Annotated in this window: 23 protein-coding genes and 1 pseudogene; 5 read left to right on the top strand and 19 right to left on the bottom strand. The window is 42.4% G+C overall.

Features of this window, described 5'->3' with window-relative positions:
- Positions 1-7 precede the first annotated feature (7 nt).
- Complete coding sequence (locus tag SFC47_RS15125) at positions 8-235, top strand: 2-hydroxymuconate tautomerase (RefSeq protein WP_411255127.1); 228 nt, start codon at positions 8-10, stop codon at positions 233-235.
- A 21-nt stretch (positions 236-256) separates the two neighbouring features.
- Here SFC47_RS15125 and SFC47_RS15120 read toward each other — a convergent pair whose 3' ends face one another.
- The 3 genes from SFC47_RS15120 to SFC47_RS15110 form a co-directional block, all read right to left on the bottom strand.
- Positions 257-766, bottom strand: a complete 510-nt coding sequence (locus tag SFC47_RS15120) for a YwgA family protein (RefSeq protein ID WP_411255126.1) — start codon at positions 764-766, stop codon at positions 257-259.
- 17 nt (positions 767-783) lie between these two features.
- Positions 784-2,082, bottom strand: coding sequence for an HD domain-containing protein (locus SFC47_RS15115; RefSeq protein ID WP_411255125.1), 1,299 nt, complete (start codon positions 2,080-2,082; stop codon positions 784-786).
- A 120-nt stretch (positions 2,083-2,202) separates the two neighbouring features.
- Positions 2,203-2,424 carry a YuzB family protein gene (locus SFC47_RS15110; RefSeq protein WP_179158007.1) on the bottom strand — a complete coding sequence of 74 codons (222 nt, stop codon included), beginning with the start codon at positions 2,422-2,424 and terminating at the stop codon, positions 2,203-2,205.
- A gap of 265 nt (positions 2,425-2,689) precedes the next feature.
- On the opposite strand from SFC47_RS15110, the gene SFC47_RS15105 reads away from it, so the two are divergent.
- A complete protein-coding gene (locus SFC47_RS15105; protein WP_411255124.1) occupies positions 2,690-3,448 on the top strand; it encodes an RsfA family transcriptional regulator in 759 nt (252 codons plus the stop codon).
- Positions 3,449-3,562: 114 nt separating this feature from the next.
- Here the strand turns inward: SFC47_RS15105 and lipL are convergent, their stop codons facing one another.
- Both lipL and pta read right to left on the bottom strand, forming a co-directional pair.
- Complete coding sequence (gene lipL, locus SFC47_RS15100; protein WP_411255123.1) at positions 3,563-4,393, bottom strand: octanoyl-[GcvH]:protein N-octanoyltransferase; 831 nt, start codon at positions 4,391-4,393, stop codon at positions 3,563-3,565.
- 259 nt (positions 4,394-4,652) lie between these two features.
- The gene (gene pta / locus SFC47_RS15095; protein WP_411255122.1) at positions 4,653-5,627 is read right to left on the bottom strand and encodes a phosphate acetyltransferase; all 975 of its coding nucleotides are present in this window, start codon (positions 5,625-5,627) and stop codon (positions 4,653-4,655) included.
- A 235-nt stretch (positions 5,628-5,862) separates the two neighbouring features.
- On the opposite strand from pta, the gene hemQ reads away from it, so the two are divergent.
- Together hemQ and gerQ are read left to right on the top strand one after the other, a co-directional pair.
- Positions 5,863-6,606 (top strand): hydrogen peroxide-dependent heme synthase, encoded by a 744-nt coding sequence (gene hemQ, locus SFC47_RS15090; RefSeq protein ID WP_411255121.1) that lies wholly within the window; start codon positions 5,863-5,865, stop codon positions 6,604-6,606.
- Between the two features lie 216 nt (positions 6,607-6,822).
- Entirely contained in the window at positions 6,823-7,287 is a 465-nt protein-coding gene (gene gerQ / locus SFC47_RS15085; protein ID WP_411255120.1) for a spore coat protein GerQ, read from the top strand.
- A 44-nt stretch (positions 7,288-7,331) separates the two neighbouring features.
- On the opposite strand, the gene SFC47_RS15080 is transcribed toward gerQ, so the two are convergent.
- The 14 genes and pseudogenes from SFC47_RS15080 to fdhD form a co-directional block, all read right to left on the bottom strand.
- The gene (locus SFC47_RS15080; protein ID WP_411255119.1) at positions 7,332-7,703 is read right to left on the bottom strand and encodes a DUF423 domain-containing protein; all 372 of its coding nucleotides are present in this window, start codon (positions 7,701-7,703) and stop codon (positions 7,332-7,334) included.
- A 179-nt stretch (positions 7,704-7,882) separates the two neighbouring features.
- Positions 7,883-8,179, bottom strand: coding sequence for a YwdI family protein (locus tag SFC47_RS15075; RefSeq protein ID WP_411255118.1), 297 nt, complete (start codon positions 8,177-8,179; stop codon positions 7,883-7,885).
- Between the two features lie 151 nt (positions 8,180-8,330).
- Entirely contained in the window at positions 8,331-9,350 is a 1,020-nt protein-coding gene (locus tag SFC47_RS15070; RefSeq protein WP_411255117.1) for a thiazole biosynthesis adenylyltransferase ThiF, read from the bottom strand.
- 582 nt (positions 9,351-9,932) lie between these two features.
- On the bottom strand, positions 9,933-10,166 hold the full coding sequence (moaD, locus tag SFC47_RS15065) for a molybdopterin converting factor subunit 1 (protein ID WP_411255116.1): 234 nt from the start codon (positions 10,164-10,166) through the stop codon (positions 9,933-9,935).
- Positions 10,159-10,623 (bottom strand): molybdenum cofactor biosynthesis protein MoaE, encoded by a 465-nt coding sequence (locus tag SFC47_RS15060; RefSeq protein WP_411255115.1) that lies wholly within the window; start codon positions 10,621-10,623, stop codon positions 10,159-10,161. Before SFC47_RS15060 ends, moaD begins: the two co-directional genes overlap by 8 nt.
- Positions 10,624-10,636: 13 nt before the next feature.
- Entirely contained in the window at positions 10,637-12,559 is a 1,923-nt protein-coding gene (locus SFC47_RS15055) for a molybdopterin biosynthesis protein (RefSeq protein WP_411255114.1), read from the bottom strand.
- 12 nt (positions 12,560-12,571) lie between these two features.
- Positions 12,572-13,804: a molybdopterin molybdotransferase MoeA gene (locus SFC47_RS15050; protein WP_411255113.1), complete on the bottom strand. Its 1,233-nt coding sequence runs from the start codon at positions 13,802-13,804 to the stop codon at positions 12,572-12,574.
- Positions 13,805-13,821: 17 nt separating this feature from the next.
- Complete coding sequence (mobA, locus tag SFC47_RS15045; protein WP_411255112.1) at positions 13,822-14,421, bottom strand: molybdenum cofactor guanylyltransferase; 600 nt, start codon at positions 14,419-14,421, stop codon at positions 13,822-13,824.
- Positions 14,422-14,534: 113 nt separating this feature from the next.
- Positions 14,535-15,368, bottom strand: a complete 834-nt coding sequence (locus SFC47_RS15040) for a formate dehydrogenase accessory protein FdhE (RefSeq protein WP_411255111.1) — start codon at positions 15,366-15,368, stop codon at positions 14,535-14,537.
- 139 nt (positions 15,369-15,507) lie between these two features.
- Complete coding sequence (locus SFC47_RS15035) at positions 15,508-16,245, bottom strand: formate dehydrogenase subunit gamma (RefSeq protein ID WP_411255110.1); 738 nt, start codon at positions 16,243-16,245, stop codon at positions 15,508-15,510.
- Complete coding sequence (locus tag SFC47_RS15030) at positions 16,238-17,068, bottom strand: 4Fe-4S dicluster domain-containing protein (protein WP_411255109.1); 831 nt, start codon at positions 17,066-17,068, stop codon at positions 16,238-16,240. Before SFC47_RS15030 ends, SFC47_RS15035 begins: the two co-directional genes overlap by 8 nt.
- Positions 17,069-17,070: 2 nt before the next feature.
- Positions 17,071-19,470, bottom strand: a pseudogene (fdnG, locus tag SFC47_RS15025) (formate dehydrogenase-N subunit alpha); the annotation flags it as partial.
- A 12-nt stretch (positions 19,471-19,482) separates the two neighbouring features.
- Complete coding sequence (locus tag SFC47_RS25890) at positions 19,483-20,055, bottom strand: twin-arginine translocation signal domain-containing protein (RefSeq protein WP_486348379.1); 573 nt, start codon at positions 20,053-20,055, stop codon at positions 19,483-19,485.
- A gap of 81 nt (positions 20,056-20,136) precedes the next feature.
- A complete protein-coding gene (gene fdhD, locus SFC47_RS15020) occupies positions 20,137-20,898 on the bottom strand; it encodes a formate dehydrogenase accessory sulfurtransferase FdhD (protein ID WP_411255108.1) in 762 nt (253 codons plus the stop codon).
- Positions 20,899-21,295: 397 nt separating this feature from the next.
- Between fdhD and pdxK the strand changes: the two genes are divergently transcribed.
- Positions 21,296-22,123, top strand: a complete 828-nt coding sequence (gene pdxK, locus SFC47_RS15015; protein WP_411255107.1) for a pyridoxine/pyridoxal/pyridoxamine kinase — start codon at positions 21,296-21,298, stop codon at positions 22,121-22,123.
- The last annotated feature ends 64 nt before the right edge of the window (positions 22,124-22,187 follow it).

Here is a 22,187-nt window from a genome sequence, read left to right as displayed (position 1 = left end):
AAAATGTTTGCTAAACTATCTATGTTGTGATGAAAAGGAGGAATACATAATGCCATATGTAACAGTTAAGATGCTTCCAGGACGTACGGATGATCAAAAGAGAGCGCTTGTTGAAAAAGTAACCGATGCTGTCAGTGAAACAACTGGCGCACCAAAAGAAGCGGTTGTAGTGTTTATTGAAGAAATGCAGAAGGAACACTACGGTGTTGCTGGGGTTCGAGCAAGTGACAAATAAAAGAAAAAGCTAAACCCCATATTACTGGAGTTTAGCTTTTCCTTTCAAAGCCTCAATATAAGCATAAGCCTGGTCAATTTCTTCCTCTGTATAACGCTGGCTGCTTTTTAAAGTGAAGACTTTATCGGATACTTCTTCTTTCGATAGATTATCAAAATATAAAACAGTCGAAACAAGCTCGAGGAATCTAGCATTCTGTTCGTTCATATCCTCTAAGCAATCCTCTAAAAATGGCATGTCCACTTCATTTAAGCTCAAAAACTCTTTTCCGGTGTCTGTCAGCGTATAGCGGTACTGAAAATATCCGCCTTTTTTCTCTTTGATTTCATTGAGGAATCCCATATTGCAGAGCTCTTCTACTCGCAATGTCAATTCCTCGGAATATGGGCCATAAAAATGAAACTGGAACCGCTCGTGGAACGGAAAGCTCACTTTTTTTGCAATATATATCATCTTTTGCAGCTTTTTTCTTCCGATGATTTCTCCGGATACTAAAACAGCCTGCATCAGCTTAGCATGATCTTTTAACAACGCTCGTCAGCTCCTACTCACTGGTTTATCTCTAATAGGCTACGTATTTGTTTTTTAATATCTGAGGAATCATCCTCTAAGAAGTCGCCAGGGTAATAAAGTTTATGGTCGGTTCTTCTTTTACCAGAGATTGAGTCAACAATCTCGGACTCCCTGGAAAGCTCCTTCAATTCCCCGCTTTTCATTAGTAAATGAATCGGCAGCCGCTCTTCCTCTTCACCTGGACGATAAAAATCGTAAGGTAAATCAGATGAAGAATCTACGACTAAATAATAGTCAGGATCTATTCCTGCCTTTTCAAACAGGCGCGTCAATTCCGTGAGCTTCTTATACTCTTTTGCTGGGTCAAACTCGGCATATTTAAATAAATTCCGGTTCACAAAGCGCCGGCAAAGGTCGCTTAAAATCTGGTCATCTTCATCCTGCCAGATTTGAAAGTAATACATAATAATCGATTCATCTAACTTTAGATAGTCTTCTAATGTTACCTTATCGGTAAAGAAGGAATAAAAGTGAATCGGTTCATTTTTAAAAGAATAGTTGTTTTCATAAAGCTGCTTGGCACGGTGAAGGATTTTGGTCAAAATCACCTCAGCACTGCGGGACACAGGATGAAAATAAACCTGCCAATACATCTGATAACGGCTCATAATATAATCCTCAACCGCATGCATACCGCTTTTTTTAATTACCACTTGGTCTTCCTTCGGCCTCATCACGCGAAGAATTCTCTCCATGTCGAATTGGCCATAGCTTACTCCGGTAAAATAAGCATCGCGCTGCAGGTAATCCATCCGATCGGCATCAATTTGACTGGAAATGAGACTGACCACGAGCTTTTTAGCAGATGTTTTCGCAATAACCTCAGCAACTTGCTGGGGAAAATCAGGGCCAACTTTTTTTAATACAGCGTTAACCTCTGTATTTCCTAACACAATGGCTTGTGTAAAATCTTCATGATCGAAGTCGAATACTTTTTCAAATGAATGGGAAAATGGGCCATGCCCCAAATCATGGAGAAGCGCTGCACAGAGAGTAAGGAGACGGTCTTCATCATTCCACTCCTGCCTGCCGACAAACACGTCATCGATGATGCGCCGGACAATTTCATAAACTCCAAGAGAATGGTTAAAGCGGCTGTGCTCTGCACCATGGAAGGTCAAAAAGGTGGTGCCAAGCTGTTTGATACGGCGCAGGCGCTGAAATTCTTTTGTTCCAACCAAATCCCAGATTACGCGGTCACGAACGTGGACATAGCGATGAACAGGATCTTTAAACACTTTTTCTTCTTTCAGTTTTTCCGCCGAATATACCATCGCTTTCCCTCTTCCTCTAAACTTTCTTCTATTATATCCCAATTCCCAACAATTTTCTGCAGGATTTTTCGACAAAGGCATGAAATGAAAAATCACCTAGGATCGTGAGGTCTTAGGTGATTATTTTAGCTTTTTATTAACCTTTTCCATTAATTCCTCTTCCGTTAGGGCAGCAACCGGGCGGTTATTAACAAAGGCAAATGTCTTTTTCCGGCCAGGTCCACAATAAGATTGGCAGCCAATTTTAACTTCAGCTTCAGGATCCAATTCTTTCAAACGAGGGATTAATGTCTTTAGATTCACGGCCTGACAATCATCACAAACGCGGAATTCATTTGACATTATTTCCACCCTTTCATTTTTCGTTTCATCTATTATTTTGTCCAATATCTATACGGTTTAACTCCTTAGGTATTTTACAATTTCTTTCAATCCATTGCAAGTTGCTTTTCTTTTACCAATCCTTCTAACTCTTTTAGTTAAAAAAACTATTATCCTTGCAAGATTTTGGTATAAAGCCTGAAAATCTTGTCCAAGATAAGACTAGAACTTTTAAAAACTCGGTCTACGAGTACATTTGAAATTATTATTTAGGGAGTTGAAAAGAATGAAAGTACGGCAAGATGCCTGGACAGATGAAGATGATTTATTGTTAGCCGAAACCGTCCTTCGTCATGTACGCGAGGGAAGTACGCAGCTGAACGCGTTTGAGGAGGTCGGCGACAAGCTAAATCGCACCTCTGCAGCCTGTGGATTCAGATGGAATGCGGTTGTGCGCCATCGCTATGAAAAAGCATTGCAATTAGCTAAGAAGCAGCGTAAACAAAGACAAAGAGTGTTAGGGAAAGACCAAGGAGGCAAGAAGAAGTTACTTTATAACCCTCCAGTACCAGCTGTAGATGACTTTGAAACATTATCTGCACCACTCGAAGTACAAATGGAAGCTTCATATGAAATGCCAGATTTAACAACTGAAACTGCGGCTGAAAGCTATGTAAAGCCGCCAGTTGCACAGACTTATAGACCATCAGTAACAGTATCAGCACCAGCTTCGTCAGGTCTTTCACTTGATAGCGTCATTGATTACTTGCAAAACTTTAATCATGCGAATCTGCAAAATGAAGCATTAAAAAGTGAGAATGAAAGATTGAAGCGTGAAATCGCTGAATTGCGGAAGCAAAATGAGGAACTTTCTGCAAAAATTGAAGGTCTTGAGCAAAACACTGAAACAATCCAGGAAGATTACGAGACACTCATGAAGATCATGAACCGCGCTCGCAAGCTTGTATTATTTGAAGAAGAAGAAAGACCTGCGACAAAATTTAAAATGGACCGTAATGGGAATTTAGAAAAAGTCGCTGAGTAAAACGAAAAGCTGACAAGCGCCTGCCTACCCGGCGCTAAAGCTAATGTAATGGGAGAAGAACAATATCCTCTTAAAAAAAGAGCCGTAAATCCGAGCGCATGGATTTACGGCTTTTTACATTTCATTCAGTTTTTCATTTCGTTCCAGAATTCTTTGGTAATAGCCGGGCAGGAGCTCTAATTCATGCTCATTTAAGGTTCCTGAGTAAAGGGTTTCACTGTTGTTTTTTAATTGGTTTAATAGACGCAGCATCACATCTGATAGGGTAATCGGTGTGTCTAAAAGCTCAGATAGTGAAGCCATTACTTCCGGTACAATCTCCGGATAGGTGAACTTTGTCTCTTCGCTCCCTTTAGCAATCTCATAAAATTGTTTAATAACCTCAGCACGTTTACTGCCGCTGCCACTCACGCATAAATAGATTTGAACCGCGACCCCTTTTTTGAGCCGGCGCTGGGAAATACCAGCAAATTTCTTGCCATCAATACTGAGGTCATAGCTGCCAGGACAATAAGAGCCGACAATTTCTCTTGCCTCAATATTCTTATGATATTCCGCAAACATATCTTGAATAAGCTGCCACATTGTATCATATCCGCGGTTAATGTCGATCCCTTTTTCCTTTTCAGGCAGAATCAATGAAATATTTAAAACTCCTTCATCAAGCACGACTGCTAATCCGCCAGAGTTGCGAACAATAGACTGATAGCCCTGGCTTTCGAGAAATTGCCTGCCTGCTTTGATGTAAGGCAGTTTGCTATCTTGAATCCCGAGGACGATGGTGTTGTGGTGAACCCAGGTTCTAGCCGTTGCTGGGGCTTGTCCAGTGCCGACAGAGGCACATAGCGTATCATCTGTCCCAAATGACTGCAAGGCGTGAAAATGGCGTCCAGCCGTCGACTGATCAATGATCCGCCATTCTGGTTGACGTAATAAACCTTCCATATTGTATATCTCCTCAAAATGAATAGTAAGCTTATTTTAGCAAAAAGAAGCTGGATAAAACAGTTGTTGGTTTTTCCATAAAATGTCTAAAAGTACAAATCCGCTTTAAAAAAGTCCAAAAGACTCCCAAAAAGGTCCATAACCTATCGATAATAGTCCAAACACCACCCAAAAAAGTCCATAACCCTCAAAAATAGTCCAAAACTCAAAAACCCCCAATTTAAAAGCCAGCCCAACCCTGGACTGGCTCTAAAAAAAACTATTTTATTCCTTGTGCCGCCGTAATCAATGCCAATTTATAGACATCTTCTTCGTTACAGCCGCGTGATAGATCATTCACAGGTTTGTTTAACCCTTGAAGAATCGGGCCAACCGCTTCGAACCCGCCTAAACGCTGAGCAATTTTGTAGCCGATGTTTCCAGCTTCGAGGCTTGGGAAAATAAACACATTTGCATCGCCTTGAAGCGGTGAATCCGGCGCTTTACTTTTTGCCACAGACGGTACAAAAGCCGCATCAAATTGGAACTCACCATCAATAACCAGGGATGGGTCGCGGCGCTTTGCTTCTTCCACTGCACCAGAGACTCTTTCTGTTTCTTGTGACTTTGCGGAACCTTTTGTTGAGAAGCTCAGCATCGCAATCCGCGGTTCGATATCAAACATATCCGCTGTTTTCGCACTTTCTACAGCAATTTCCGCTAAATCATTGCTGTCTGGTGCAATATTGATCGCGCAGTCAGCAAATACATATTTTTCATCCTCACGAACCATGATAAACACGCCAGACGTTTTCTTCACGCCCTCTTTAGTTTTGATAATTTGGAGCGCAGGGCGGACCGTATCGGCCGTAGAGTGAGCCGCACCGCTTACCAAACCATCTGCCTTATTCAAGTAAACCAGCATGGTGCCAAAGTAGTTTTCATCTAAAAGAATCTTACGTGCATCTTCTTCTGTTGCTTTCCCTTTACGGCGTTCCACAAACGCAGCCACAAGCTCGTCCATGGCTGCATAACTTGCCGGGTCATAAATTTCCGCTGACTCTAAAGAAACACCCAGCTCCTGTGCTTTTGCCTGAACCTGTTCGATATTTCCAATTAGGATTGGCGTTAACCGCTTTTCCTCTGCAAGTCTGCTCGCTGCTCTAACAATTCGCTCATCTAAGCCTTCAGGAAACACAATCCTCATATCACGGCCGGATAATTTTTGTTTTAAACCTTCAAATAAATCTGCCACATTAAATCCTCCCTAAATACATCTACTTCTTTTAGCATACTTTACCTGTTGAAAATTTCAACTTAGGTAACGCTTCCACCATAAATGTTCTTTTATTCAAAAAACTCACACTATCCTTTACTATTTACCTCTTTTTTTAAAATTATCCATAGAGGTTTATTCGAGCGTGTCTTGGTCAAACTATGATATAGTAAAGATTGTTAATAAGAAGAATGATGATTTAGGAGTGATTACAATGAGTGAAGCAGCTCAAACGCTTGATGGCTGGTATTGTTTGCATGATTTCCGTACGGTTGATTGGACCACTTGGAAGATGCTCTCTAGTGATGAACGTCAAAGTGCGATTCACGAGTTTTTAAGTCTAGTTGAAAAGTGGAATCACACTCAGGAACGTAACGAAGGCAGCCATGCTCTATATACAATTGTTGGTCAAAAAGCAGATTTCATGATGATGATTTTGCGCCCGACCATGGAAGAACTTAATGAAATCGAAACAGAATTTAATAAAACAAAATTAGCTGAGTTTACCATCCCAGCGCATTCTTATGTATCCGTTGTGGAACTCAGCAACTATCTGCCTGCTGGTGAGGATCCATACCAAAATCCACAAATTCTTGCCCGCCTTTATCCTAAGCTTCCTAAAACGGCGCATGTTTGTTTCTATCCAATGGATAAGCGTCGTCAAGGCAGTGATAACTGGTACATGCTTCCGATGGAAGATCGCCGCAATATGATGCGCAGTCACGGAATGATCGGCCGTACATATGCAGGAAAAGTGAAGCAGATTATTACTGGTTCTGTCGGCTTCGACGACTACGAATGGGGCGTAACACTTTTTGCTGAAGATGTACTTCAATTCAAAAAGCTTGTATATGAAATGCGTTTTGACGAAGTTAGTGCACGTTTCGGTGAATTTGGGGCCTTCTTTGTCGGCAACCTGCTAGAAGAAGAGAGAGTATCCCGATTCTTACATGTTTAATTTCAAAAGTTCCTAGCATATGCTGGGGACTTTTTTTGTCTTTTCGTTAAGTCATAATTCCCCTTTCCTCCTCATACTAATAAAACAGCGAGTCTTAAGTTTTTAGCTCCGAATCATCTTACAAACGGGACTATCCCGATTGTCACCATTTAGGCTTCTTTTTGTATCAATAAAATGTTGGTACAAAAGGGTTAGTTATTTTTAGGAGGGGAAAAGATGAATCAGTATTATAATCAACAAGGGTATCAGCCCTATCAAGCTAGACAGGGAGCACAAACTCCATTTCAAGGGCAGGGATTTTTCCCGGGCGGGCAGCAGCAAGGATTTCCTCAGTTTCCGCAGCAAGGCGTTCCATCGGGTCCTCCTGCAGGAGCTCCGCAGCCTCAGGGAATGCTGCCAGTTGAACAATCGTACATCGAAAATATTTTACGATTAAACAAAGGAAAGCTAGCCACCGTTTATGCAACCTTTGAGGGCAACAATCAATGGAATGCCAAGAAATTTGTTGGGATTATTGAAGCTGCCGGAAGAGACCATGTGATTTTAAGTGACCCGCAGGTTGGTACGCGTTTCCTTATCCCAATGGTGCCGGTCGACTACATTACATTTGATGAAGAAATTGAATATGAGTATCCTTTTGGAGCCGGAGCACCAGCTATGGGTACTTTTCCTCCAAGATAAAAACAAAAGGCATTGGAAGCTTAGTCCAATGCCTTTTTCCTATTTTATAAATCTTTAACAGTACCGATGATCATCAGAACCCAGCCTGCCAAGAAGCAGACTCCGCCAAACGGGGTGATCGCACCAAGCACTCCTACCTTCGTCAAACTTAAAACATAAAGACTGCCGCTAAAAAGAATAATCCCGATTAAAAATAACCAGCCGGACCAAGTAAAGAAGGAACTCACTTCAACTTTTCCAAGGAGCAGTCCAATGATCAATAATCCAGATGCGTGAAACATTTGATAGGTTACACCTGTTTTCCAAATATCTAAGTAATAGGCATCAAGCTTGTCCTTAAGTCCGTGTGCTCCAAAGGCTCCGAGAGCCACCGCTAAAAAGGCGTTAATCGCGCCTAGAATAATAAAAGTTTTCATGTTTTCCTCCTCTTTCATGTCTAGCTGAAACGCCTAGGGGCTTCAGCTTTTCGTTTTGTCTAGCTACAGCGCCTAGGGGCTCGGGTCATAAGCCAATCCGTCGAGAAGGTTAAAGAACAACCTTCTCGACGGATTGGCTTATACCTGTCACCCCTGAACAAGGCGCTTCCGCTTTTCGTCTAAAAGTCAAATAATGAATCTCCATTTGCTTCGTCTTCCATATCTATTTTTTTGGGTTGATTCAGTGATACTGGCTGCTGAAAGACTGGCTGTGTTTGGGTTATCACAGGTTGATAGGATGTTACAGGTATCGCCGGCGCCTCCTGCTGCCCCGGTTTTTCATCTAGTATCAATTCGCATAATATTTTAATAGAGTATACTTTTTCCCGCAAGTTTTCTTTTCTTGTGCTGCCTTTTGCCAGCTTCAATTCCTCTTCGATTTTCCTTAATAATTTATCTACTGAAATATCCACCATATCTTAACTCCTCTATTTCAATCTCCATATCATCATACCAAATTACTCTTCTAATTAGAAATTCGACACCTTTCATTGTTTCACGTGAAACATGTAAATTTTTGTCACAAAAGAAAAACCCGTACCATCATTAAGGTACGAGCTTTAGATTCTATCCTAATATTCTCTGATAAATTGTTTTAGCATGAGTTAAATCTTTTGTTCCATGAATGAGTGCACGGCCGTCGTTGAAGATAACCATCCGGTCCTCTCCCATTTCTACGGATAAAAGATAAGGGTTGCCTTTTACGCTGTATCCTAATCTGGTAAGTTGTCCTGCAAGATTCTTAAGTGAGATTTCCCGGTGAGAGGATGGACGGACTTGGACTGTATCACGTCCGCATAAAACCGTGGTCTTTGTCATATTTTCTTGGTCGAGATAAGGATAGGTCCTGTCCTCGCCGCATGATAAACAGCCTGCGAACTTGGCCTTCCCCATTTTCAAACTGCTATATTGGTTCCGCCATAAGTCAAAGCTGACAAACGAAGTTCGTACCGCTTCCCAATCCTCGACAAGCATTTTAAGCGCTTCGGCACTTTGGTGAGCAATAACCATTTGCACAGCAGGTGAAATAATACCGCCGGTGTCACACGTTAAACCCTGCATCGGAATACTCCGCAACAAACAGTTTAAGCACGGAGTTTTTCCTGGAATGATTGAAAAACTCATGCCATAACTGCCGACACAGGCCCCGTAAATCCATGGAATTTGATGCTTTTGTGAAACATCATTTATCACCATCCGCGTTTCAAAATTATCGGTGGCATCTATAATGATATCAACGTCTTTCACCAATTCCTCAAGCATTTCCGGTGTCGCATCGCCGATTATGGCGTTTATTTCTACATCAGAGTTGATGGCCTTTAGGCGTTTTTCAGCTGCCGCTGCCTTTGGAAGCTTTTCTGCGACATCCTCTTCGGTATAAAGCTGCTGACGCTGCAGATTGCTCGCCTCCACGTAATCCCGGTCCACAATCGTCAACCGGCCAATTCCTGCACGTGTGAGAATCTCTGCATTCCCAGAACCAAGCGCTCCCGCCCCAATCATTAACACATGCTTTCTGCGGATCTTCTCTTGTCCTTCTTTTCCGATCCCTGGAAAGAGGACCTGCCGTGAATATCGTTCATCCATTGTGTATTCCCCTTTCCAAAATCGCTTAATACTCTGGGCTTAGCAGGGGTATACCCCGCTATCCGAGAGTTATCTCTCGCCTATCCGAGAGTTATCCCTCGCCATCCGAGAGTATTTCCCCGCTATCCGAGAGTTATCCCTCGCCATCCGAGAGTAATTCCCGCTATCCGAGAGTAATCTCCGCTATCCGAGAGTAATTCCCGCTATCCGAGAGTAATCTCCGCTATCCGAGAGTAATTCCCGCTATCCGAGAGTTATTCCCGCTATCCGAGAGTAATTCCCGCTATCCGAGAGTAATCTCCCGCTATCCGAGAGTAATTCCCGCTATCCGAGAGTTATCCCCGCCATCCGAGAGTAATCCCCCGCCATCCGAGAGTAATCCCCCGCCATCCGAGAGTAACCCCCCGCCATCCGAGAGTAATCCCCCGCCATCCGAGAGTTATCCCCCGCCATCCGAGAGTTATCCCCCGCTATCCGAGAGTAATTCCCGCTATCCGAGAGTTATCCCCGTCATCCGAGAGTTATCCCCGCCATACGAGAGTTATCCCCCGCCATACGAGAGTACCCTCCGCTATCAAAGGCTCAACCACCACTCACTGGCGGAATAAATGCAATTTCATCACCGTCTTTGATGACTTCCTCATCCTGTGCAAACTCTTCATTAACTGCAGTCATCACGGTGTCTAACTTTGGAAGATTGTAAATGGCCGCCAATTCTGCTTTCACTTCTCCCACAGTCTTGCCGGCAGCATCTAAGCGTAGAAACTCTTCGCCGACTGCATCCCGTAAATGAGCGAAAAACAATACCTTATTCATTCAGATCTTCCTCCTCCGGCTTTCCGCTTGGATATGCGACCGTTTCAAGCTGGTTGCCCATCCATTCTTCGCCATCTTCCCAATGTTCTTTTTTCCAAATTGGGACAATTTCTTTTATTCTCTCAATTGCATAACGATTGGCCTCGTAGGCATCGGCACGATGTGGTGTGGAAACAGCGATGACAACAGCGATATCGGTTATGACGAGACGGCCGACACGATGGGTAATCGCCACCTGTGAACCCTCCCAGCGCTCCTCAATCTCTCTGCCAATTTGCTCAAGCTTTTTCACGGCCATTGCCTCATAGGCATCGTAAATTAAAAAAAGCGTTTTTTTTCCCTTTGTTAATTCACGAACCGTCCCAATAAAAGTCGTGATTGCCCCGGCATTCCGCTGAACAACCTTATCAATAACCGATTGTATATCAATAGGTTCTTTTGAAATCTGAAAGTTCATTATCTGCACCTCTTTAAACCAAATTCTTTGGCTCAGCATTTTCCACTACTTCATATCCGCCAATCTTTTCAACCTGTTCCTTAAATTGTGGTGATTGGATTATATCGATTAATAATCGACAGCTTTCACTTTTATAAAAGCTCCGTGTCATGAGTAAATCATACTCTTCATCACCTACAGGAACAAAATCAAGATTCATTGCTTTCGCTGCCGGGTAAATCCCGAGACCTGCACCGTGATTATCTCCATTTACCTCTGCCGCTACAGCAAGATGGGAGAACATTTCCCGATCGTAGCCGGTGATTTCTTCTGAAGAAATTCCGTTTTCCTCAAGCAGCATATCAAGAAGAATCCTCGTTCCTGCTCCTTTTTGACGGTTAACAAAGTTTGCTTTTTTCTCAGCAATGTCGACCACAGACTCAATCCCAAGCGGATTTCCCTTTGGTAAAATCCATCCTTGCTTTCTTTTTAAGAATGGATAGAGAACAACATCCATACCCGCTAATATTTTCTTGATATAAGAGATGTTATATTGCTTCGTATTCGGATCAAGCAAATGAATGCCCGCTACATGGGCCTCGCCTTTTCGAATTGCCATAATCCCAGCCATACTGCCAACATGTGCAGAGACGATTTTCATATCTTCACGCACTCTTTTTAGCTGAGAGGATAAAAGGTCAATGGTCAAATCATGGCTGCCGCAAAACATAATGGCATTTTTGATTTCCTCAAGCGGACGTAACAGCTCGACTTCAGCAAATTCACCTTGTTCATAGCCAATTACGTTGGGAGGTACGACTAGAAGGCCATCTGCTCTCACATAGGACATCGTTACACCCGCTGCTCGTGTCAGCGGATTGGCCACAAACTGTCCATTCACATAGCCGATATTCATTCGGACAAAATCCTCAGCCCCCATCCCCGAAACAATTCGGCGGCCGAGCTTAACTGTAACGGTTTGACGCTTTGGCTCAGGAATTTGCAAGTACTTGCAAACGAGCGGCCGGACAAACCATTCTAATGCTAAATAGGCGGAAACAGGATAACCTGGAACACCTACAACAATCTTTTCCTTTATTTTCCCTAAAATTACGGGTTTCCCTGGTCTTGCGGCCACACCATGGGTAAAGACTGTGCCAATTTCTGCAATAATATGAACGGTATAATCCTTTGAGCCTGCTGATGAGCCGGCATTGATGACAATAATATCCGAAGTTTCTGCCGCTTCAAGCAGTACGGACTTTATCATTTCTGGGTCATCCTTCACAATTCGATGCAGCCTTGGCTCCCCGCCCCAATCTTTGACAAAATTCGCAAAGACGGTTCCATTAAACTCAATAATTTTCCCTGTCGATAGTTCGTTATTCGCCTCAATCAGCTCGTTACCGGTTGGAATGATGGCGACAATCGGTTTTTTCACAACCGGAACCACAAGCTGCTGCGATGCTAAAAGAACGCCTAAATCCGCTGGTCTAAGCGTATGTCCTTGAGGAAAAAGCATTTCCTCCTGGACAATATCCTCGCCAATCGGACGGATATGCTGCCATGGTGTTGCCGGCTCGATAATTTCAATCGTTTCCTCATCAATCATATCGACATGCTCAATCATAATCACCGCGTTAAACGGTGCTGTAATGGCATTTCCTGTATCCACAATGGCAAAGTCAATCCCAAATTTGAGCTGAAGCGGATTTTGCTCATGGGCGGAATACGTTTTTTCAGCGATTACCGCAATTCCATCCATAGCAGATGCATGGTAATGCGGCATTGAAACCTTGGCAAAAATCGGCTGTGCTGTTACACGGCCAAGGGCATCTACTGTTGGAATCATTTCAATTTCTGAGGTCAGAGAAAAATTTTCGAGAATTTCATTCTTAGCTTCCGAGCGGGGCTTGTCCTCTAAATATATTTTCCGTTTATAGCGTTTCTGGTCCATCTATGATCCCCCTCATCGTGTTGCAATCACAGGTACATAATCTCCCTGTGAAATACCCTCTTTTTCTGAAGTAATTTCAACAATTCCATCGCTTTTTACTAACGTAGTAATTAACCCCGATTTACCGATAATCGGTTCAGCCCACCATTCTCCTTCTTTTTCAATCAAACGAACACGAATATAATCGGAACGCCCTGGTGCAGAAGGAATATTCTTCGTAATTCGGGCAAAAAACCGATCAGGTTTTTTTTCGATTTTTTCACCTTTAAGCTTTTTCAGTATTTTTTCGCCAAAAAGCATAAAGATTATCATTGCGGAAGCTGGATGCCCCGGCAACCCAATAACAGGTTTTCCATTTGCCATTGCAAGAATGGTCGGCTTTCCTGGTTTGATGGAGATACCATGGACAAATACGCCTGGTGAACCTAGCGACTGGATAACCTCTGTTGTGTAATCCTTTGCACCGACTGAGCTTCCCCCCGAGAGAATCAAGCAGTCGACTTCATCATATAAAGCCTGTGCTTTTTGTTGAAACTCTTGATAATCATCCTTCACAATTCCGCCGTACACAACGTCAACATTCCATTGCTGTGCGAGCCCGGATATCGTCAAATAGTTGATATCGCGAATTTGTCCTTCTGAAAGTTTTTCTGTTTGATAGGGAACAATTTCGTCGCCAGATGATAGATATCCGACCTTTAATTTGCGATAGACATTTACATGGCTGATACCTAATGCAGCCATTGCACCTATTTCCTGCGGACGAAGCAGGGTTCCTTCAGGAAGAAGAGTTTCCCCAAGAGAGATATCTTCACCTGCACGAATAATATTTTCACCCGGTGCCACAGATTTATAGGTGTTTAGCAGCCCATCATGGTCCTCACAATGCTCGATCATAATCACACTGTCACTGCCTTTTGGAATCATTCCGCCTGTCGGTACATAAACGGCTTCTCCTGGACCAACAGGGAGTGCTGCACCCTCTCCCATTGCAACTTCACCAACCACATTTAAAAACCCAGGCATCGAATCAGACGATCCATATGTGTCCTTTGCTTTGACCGCATAGCCATCCACGGTTGAACGATCAAAGCCAGGGACATTTTCCTTCGCGGTAACGCTCTGGGCTGTTATATAATGAAGAGCCTCTTCGAGTGAGCGCACTTCTTTATCTTTTATTGCTTGAACTTTTTCTTCTATCATTGCAAAGGTTTCTTCAACTGTTTTTACTTTGAAAAATTGCACTGTGCCCTACATCCTTCCTAGCGATCGGCCTCGAGCCACTTTTTTGCGTCCTCATACTCATGGGGATGATTCATATTGAAAAAGACTCGCTCCATATCAGTATTGCTATAGACTAACAAATCTTCTTCTGTTACATAAAGGACATTTAAATGCTCAAGCAGATGTTTGATTGGAAGACGTCCATTCTCAATACATTCTTCAATCTTTGTTACCGTCTTCTTTTGTAAAACCGTACAAAGAGTCTGCATTTTCCCATTAATAACAGGAACTAAAGCATCATGATAGTCAATCATACTTACAAGGGTGGCAGCTAGTTCTCCGGACATAAATGGCATATCACAGGCTGTAATAAAATTCACATCATATTCCGAAGCACTTAATCCGGCATGAAATCCGGCGAGCGGACCTTTCCCGGGATAGTGGTCTGGCACCATCTTTACTCCTAAAAATTGATAGTTCTCCATCTCATTGGTAACGAGAATGATATCATCAAAGTAGATTTTGAGAGTATCAACCATTCTTTCAATCGTGGTCTTCTCGTTTAGTTTTAGGAGGGCCTTGTTTGTACCCATTCTGCTTGATTTCCCGCCTGCTAAAATGATAGCTGCAGCTTTCATGAAAAAGCACCTTCTTAATTGGTTTGTTTTACTTGTCTAGCTACAGCGCCTAGGGGCTCGGGTCATTTGCCAATCCGTCAAGAAGGTAAAAACCAACCTTCTCGCCGGATCGACTAATGCCTGTCGCCCCTGGACAAGGCGCTTCCGCTTTTCGCTTTCCCCACTGCTTGATATCCCTGCTCTTGAGCTACAAAGTCAAGATGAATACTATTTAAGTCCAGCATGGCCGCCGATGGCTTCTCGAGATATTGTCTTGTATCTATCACTTTAATATACCCTGTACACTTTTCGCAAACCTGAATTTGTGAGGATGCATCGCCTTCAATGGTGATAAACTGAATGGTGTTATGGTCATCATTGCCACAGTGTGCACATTCAATTCGTTTTGAATGCCAATGCGCAAGACAGCGAGGACAAGTCATCACTTTTTTACCCTCATCTTCTAGAACGGCAAGTCGAGCTGGTTCCCCGCAAACAGGACAGCCTGCACCAAAAGCAGCATGAGTGATTTCGTGCTGAACTTTCTCCGCTGTTAACCGCAGATATGGCCTAAGTGCTGTTTCAGCAAGAAATTGAGGAACCCACTCATCAATTCCATTTTCCTCAGCAAAACTAGCAAAATAAACACTATTAAAAGAAAAGGCTTCATCAATCCAGCGAATCGCTGTTTCTTCATTTAATAGAGTGTTAATAACACCTAGTTTCGTTTCTAATTCAGGGTTGTTTTTGATTAAAAGTGCATTTATCTCCTCTATCCACTGTATGAATAGTGAAATTTCAAAATTAATAGACGCTAATGCTGCCGCAGGGACCCCTATAGACATTGCTCCCTTATCCAGGTTTGGAATAATAGATTCAGGATTGATCCTCTTCTTCCAATTCTCCTGAAGGGTTAAAATATCCTTCTGTAAATTCTGATATTCTTTCGAAACAACAGATTTTTTCATCGTTGTGCACCTCTTTTTTGTTTTTATAAACCAATGGCTGTCCTTTTACAGACAGCCATTTGGTTTATTCACTCTTTCAATGGCCTTGTCTAGCTCCAACGCCTAGTGGCTCGGGTCAAGGCGTTTCCGCTTTTCGGGCCTAAGCGCCTTTTTTCTTTTTCTTATCTGGGCTAGTTGGTTTTTTAGGATTGCCATTGGCATCAATGTCAGGGAAGTTGCCTTTTGCGACTTCTTCGTCATACCAGTCTGTATAGTGGTCATGCGCCCACCATGCAGGAACCTCGCCGGTAACAACACCTGAATAGCCTGGTCGAGAGTTTTTGTGAACAACACTTAGATAGATGTGTCCAACGATAACGGCAATGGAAAGACCGAAACCGACATTGTGTAACAAATATCCCCATTGAACCACAGCTCTTGGGAAATATTCAGGGAACCACATTGGGATACCTGAACCAATAATTAGGATTGCGGTGAAAATTTGAATGATTGAGTTAATCTTTTCACCGGCGTTAAAGAATGTTTGTCTTACATGCTTGAAATTGAAACCGAAAAGCTCTTTTACGAATTCAGTAAAGAACTGAAGATCACGTTTCTTCCAAGTTACAAGCTCTTTCATCCAACGCTTGAAGCCTTTTGGATCAAAGATTACCCAGATAAATGTCGGTGTGATAAAAGCAACCGCGAATATCCGGTGAAGTAAACGAGCTCCTTCTGGTCCGCCAAGAACTGGATACAGCCAGTCGAAAAACTCTGTATACATTGGCAGGGCTGTGATATAGAGGGCAAAGAACGAAACCGCATTAATACCATGTGCCCAAACAAACGCCTTTGAAAAACGTCTTACTTTTACAGTCGAATTTTGAGGTTTACTCATGGCTGTCACCTCCGTCTTCGTTTTTACCATTCTTTTTCTTGCTAATGATCGTATTGGTAATAAATGCTCCAACAACCGCCATTGTGGTTGCGCCGATCATCATTTTTCCAATTGGCTGTGCATAGTCTTTCCAGATCACAGCTGAGGTTGGAACTTTAGGGTTCTCCGGAAGACCATAGACAGATGGCTTTTCTGCTAATACATAAACTGTATGTGTACCGCCTACGCCTTGTGGGTTATAAACCATTGCGTTTGGATAGCGGTCTTTGATTTGTTTAACACGCTCTTCTGCTTTCTTGATCATCGCAGCTTTGTCGCCGAACTCCATTGCACCTGTATGGCAGGTTGTAACACAGGCAGGCTGTAAGCCTTCTTCAAGACGATCCGTACACATTGTACATTTATGAGCTTTTCTGTATTTATCGCCATTTTTATCAACATATTCTTTAAGAGAAATGACTTCAAACGGACAGTTATTGACACAATAGCCGCAGCCTACACATTTTTCATGGTCAATTACAACTGAACCAAAATCAGTGTAGCTAATTGCATTTTCTGGACAAACCTTTTCACAGGCAGCATCTGTACAATGGAAGCATGCAGAGTGGCGGAATAGATAGTCAAGTTTGCCTTTTGAATCTTCGTGCTCGATATATTGCAGTACATTCCAAGTATCAGCTGTTGTTTTAGCATGGGATTGTGCACTTCCTAAGAAGTCCTGCTGTTCTGCCGGAAGGTCATTCCAGTTCTTACAGGCAACCATACAGGCACGACAGCCATCACACTTGGTTACATCAACAAATTTTACATATTCTACAGCCATTGTTATGCCCTCCTTACGTCACAGAGGAATGCTTTGTACTCTGGAATGGTTGTATTGGCATCCCCGATATGAGGAGTCAGGCGGTTTGCTGTATCCCCAGTTGCGAAACCTTTATAACCAAAATGCCATGGCATTCCGATTTGGTGTACCTTTTTACCATCGATGGTATGAGGCTTAAAGCGTTTTGTCACCATCGCATATGCCTTTACCTCGCCGCGTGCGGAGCTGACAATCACTTTATCTTTGTTTTTAATTCCTTTTTCTTTTGCCAGTTCTTCACTGATTTCAATATACATATGTGGTACTAGCTCTGATAGCCATTCCTGGTTGCGTGTCATCGTTCCAGACTGCCAGTGTTCACTTACACGGTAAGTGGTTGCCACAATTGGATAATCTGCTTTGAAGCCGCGCTCATTAAACTTACCATCAAATAACTGAATAGTAGGGTTAATTTCCTGGCTGGAAAAAGGATTCTTTGCCGGACTTTCAAATGGCTCGTAGTGTTCAGGGAATGGTCCATCATTTAATGTTGGTGCAAATACGCCGCCAACACCGTCATTCATCATGATAAATGGATCTTCAAATCCTGCATCCCCAGGCTTTCTTGTTGCAACGAAGTCTGGAACGTCCACTCCTGTCCATTTACCTAATGCCGCGTCATACCACACAACTGCTTTTTCCTTATTGTATGGAACACCATTTGGATCACATGAAGCGCGATTGTAGAGAATTCGGCGGTTCATTGGCCATGCATACGCCCAGTTTAAATACAAACTCATTCCTGTATCTTTTTTATCACGGTTCTTCGCACGGTTCTTGCCTTCTTCTGGATAGAAACCGCAATAAATCCAGTTACCAGAACAAGTAGATCCATCATCCTTTAAATTACCAAAGCCGGCGATCAGCTTGCCTGTATTGACGTCATACCCGTTGATTTCTTTACAAACAAGATCAATATCAGGATGGTGACCTTCACCATAGTTCCAATAAAGAGCATTGATAGGAGCTGAGGCTGGACCTGCTTCATTTTTATAAAGACCTTTAATCTTCGTCATAAGCTCATGAATAATTTCTAGGTCTGCCTTAGATTCACCAAGCGGCTTAATGGCCTGCCAGCGGTACTGCATCCAGCGGGAGCTGTTTGATACGCTTCCTTCTTTTTCATAAGAAGAACATGCTGGAAGAAGGAATACTTCAGTGTTGATCTTTGATGGGTTACTGCCAGCCTCTTCTTGCCAGAATGCTGATGTTTCTGTTTCCCATAGGTCAACAGCCACTAACCACTTAAGATTAGAAAGTGCCTCTTTTTCTTTTCCTGCATTCGGGCCGCCGACAACAGGGTTTGTTCCGAAAAGGAATGCCCCTTCTAGCTTTTTATCGTACATCGCCTTAAACAGGTTGATATGTGAGTAGTTTTTATTTCCTTTTGGCAGGAATTGATAGCAGAACTCATTATCTGCTGTTGCATTCGGTCCGTACCAAGCTTTTAATAAGCTGACAATGAACTTAGGCTTGTTGCTCCAATAGCCGGTCTTTGGTGTTTCTTTTTCTAAGTGCCCTGCTAGTGTGGCATTCAATTTATCTGTTGATGTTGGAGTATTCAAATATCCTGTCAGGTTACCATATAACAAACCAAAATCTGTTGATCCTTGTACGTTTGACTCACCGCGCATTGCGTTAATACCGCCGCCTGGGACACCCACGTTACCAAGAAGAAGTTGAATAATCGCAAATGCACGAACGTTTTGTGTACCCACTGTATGCTGGGTTGTTCCCATTGCGTACATGATTGTTCCTGCTTTACCCACTTTACCTGTTGCACAGAAGTTTTCGTACACCTTTAATAAATCTTCTTTTGGTGTTCCTGTAATTTTTACAACTGTATCAACGTCATAGCGCGAATAATGCTTTTTCATTAATTGGAAAACAGACCTTGGATGTTCTAGAGTGAAGTCCTTAACTGGTTTTCCTTCAGCATCTTTCTCAATTGCCCACTTCGTCTTATCGTAAGCGCGCTTTTCTTCGTTATATCCTGAGAATAAGCCGTCTTCAAAGTTATAGCTGTCTTTTATAATAAAACTTGCATTTGTATATTTAGCGACATACTCTTTGTGGTAAAGATTATTATCAAGCGCATATTTTATCATACCGCCCATAAACGGAATATCTGTTCCAGAGCGCAGTGGTGCATAAATATCAGACATTGCCGATGTTCTTGTATAACGAGGGTCAACACTGATAATTTTTCCGCCATTCTCTTTCGCTTTTGTTAACCATCTAAAGCTGATTGGATGATTTTCCGCAGGGTTTGCACCCATAATCAACGCACAATCGGTATATTGCACATCATTCCAACTGTTTGTCATTGCTCCACGACCTAATGAAGGTGCCAGACCGGCAACCGTAGAACTATGTCATATTCGTGCCTGGTGCTCTAAATAGGTGACACCAAGCCCTCTCATCATTTTTGAAAGCAGGTAGGTCTCTTCGTTATCAAGAGCTGCTCCGCCAAGGCTGGCAATTGCCTCGGTCTTATTTACAGTCATGCCATCTTCACTTACGACAAATGTTTTGTCACGCGTTTCTTTCACTCGTTTGGCAATGGTTTCATACATCCATTCCCATTCTTTTTCTTCCCACTTACTGCTGCCTGGTGCACGATAAAGCGGTTTCTTAATTCGTTTTTCAGAAGTATATAACTGTCTAATAGTGGTTCCTTTACTGCATAGCTTACCTTCGTTAATTGGGTTATCCGGATCCCCTTCCGTATAAACCACGGTGTTGTCCTTGGTATGGACTAAGATTCCACAGCCCACGCCGCAAAAGCAGCAAATGGTTGGTGTTACAGTTGATTTGGCAATTTTAAATTCTTTTGTGCTGGCATAGGCTTTTTTTTCATTAAAGCCTAGTTCCACTACTGCTAGAGTCGCGGCAGTAGCACCAGACAACTTCAAGAATTGCCGGCGGTTTAAGTTGATTTCAACCATTTTTCTATCTCCTTCCCATTAAATGAATAGAATATCCCATTATCTCTAGTTAAAAATTGCCTTGTTCTTTATTCCCCCCTTTCAATGCATCTCTACAGCGGATACTTCCAATAAATCATTTTCAACTCTTCCTGCTGCAGTGTAGATATTGGCCATTTTCCCTCGTAAATAGCCAATAACCTCTATGTTCAAATATTTTGCTAACTGAACAGCCTGCTTAGTGGCTGCTGTTCGTGAACCAATCACAGGAAAGCCAAATTTTGCTGCTTTGGAGAGCATTTCATATGAAACCCTGCCGGTTGTTAATAGAACTAACCTTTCAGGCTGCAACCCTTTTCGTAATGTGTGGCCGATGATCTTATCGACTGCATTGTGCCGCCCAATGTCTTCACGGACAGTGATATCGCCTCTTTCATCTACAATACAGGCTCCATGCATGCCGCCAGTTTCTAAATAAAACGGTGAGTTTTGAGCAAATTCACTTCGTTTTTTTAACAAATAACTTAATTTATATTGTTGTTCTGAAGAAACTCTTTGAAAATTTTTCACGTCTGTCATCGAGAAAAATGTGACGCCGCGGCCGCAGCCAGCTGTATAATGCTTCTTTTTTGTAAATAGCTCTTCTTCATTAAATCCATTCAGAAGTGAGACGTTGATGCTCCCCATTTCCTCATTAATGGTGATGTATTCAATCTCACTAGCTTCCTGAATAAATCCTTCAGAAAACAAATAACCATAGGCCCAATCCTCTAAATCGTGTTTTGTTAGTTGAAATACAGCTATCTCATACCCATTTAAAACCAAGGTAATCGGGTATTCATCGGGACATCCTTTGCGGTACATTGTTTTCCCTCCTTTTTTCAGGAAATGTGATAATCTATGCCTTTTAAATTTATAATAAATATTGAACCCTAACTCATTGGACTTTGACGAATCATGGACATTTCTGTGTCGGAATATCGAATTTTCTCAGTAATCAATATCTTTAGGACTGTTCAAATTGTGTCAAAAACGCTAGACGCAAGCGATTTCAAAACACTTTTTGTATCTTTAGTACTATCGTACGATGAGTCCTTTTTAACTGAAGTAAGATTTATCACAGATAAACATCCAAATAGTATAAAAACAGGTATTTGTCATCTTTCTGACAAATTCATGCATTTTAAATTTCTGCTATATTTCTACGTTTGATTTATAATAGGAATAGTGATTTTCACAACTTGCTTTAGGAGGACTACATATGACAATTAAAAAGGTGATGACAATCGCGGGTTCGGACACAAGCGGAGGTGCAGGGATTCAGGCTGATATCAAAACATTCCAAGAACTAGGTGTGTACGGCATGACAGCACTGACTACCATTGTGACGATGGATCCTAAGGATTGGCACCATAGTGTGTTTCCAATCTCTGTTGATACTCTTAAACCACAAATCGATACCGTTTTATCAGTAGGAATCAATGCGATGAAAACAGGTATGTTAGGTACTGTTGAAATTATTGAATTAGTAGCAAAAGTGATCGATGAACATAAATTAGAGACTGTCGTCATTGACCCGGTAATGGTGTGTAAGGGTGAAGATGAAGTACTAAATCCTGAAACGACGGATGCAATGCGTGAATTATTGCTGCCGCGCGCTTTAGTTGTGACACCTAACCTTTTCGAGGCTGGGCAATTAGCGCAGACAGGCCCTGTTAAAACTTTAGAGCAAATGAAAGAAGCAGCACGAAAAATTCATGATTTAGGTGCAAAGTATGTGGTCATTAAAGGCGGCAGCAAGCTTTTAACAGAAGAAAAGTCCATTGACCTATTATTCGATGGCAAGGACTTCACCATTTTTGAATCAGATAAAATTGAAACAGACTTCACGCATGGTGCCGGCTGTACCTTCTCTTCTGCGATCACTGCAGAGCTTGCAAAAGGAAGCTCCGTTGTTGAAGCGATTGAAGTTGCAAAGGACTTCATTTCTGCTGCCATCAGCCAAGGCTTCCGTTTAAATGAATTTGTAGGACCAACATGGCACGGCGCCTACCGCAGTTCAAAAACCGAATACTGTACAGATTGCTAATCAACAGGCCGTTCCAAGTGGACGGCTTTTTTATTTCAGGATGTGTTGAGGAAACTTTTAATTG

It is taken from the genome of Neobacillus niacini (assembly GCF_046591715.1).
In the GTDB taxonomy this organism is placed as follows: Bacteria; Bacillota; Bacilli; order Bacillales; family Cytobacillaceae; genus Neobacillus; species Neobacillus niacini_L.
Note: the sequence above shows the minus strand (reverse complement) of the source record. Positions and strands in the feature narration are given on the sequence as shown.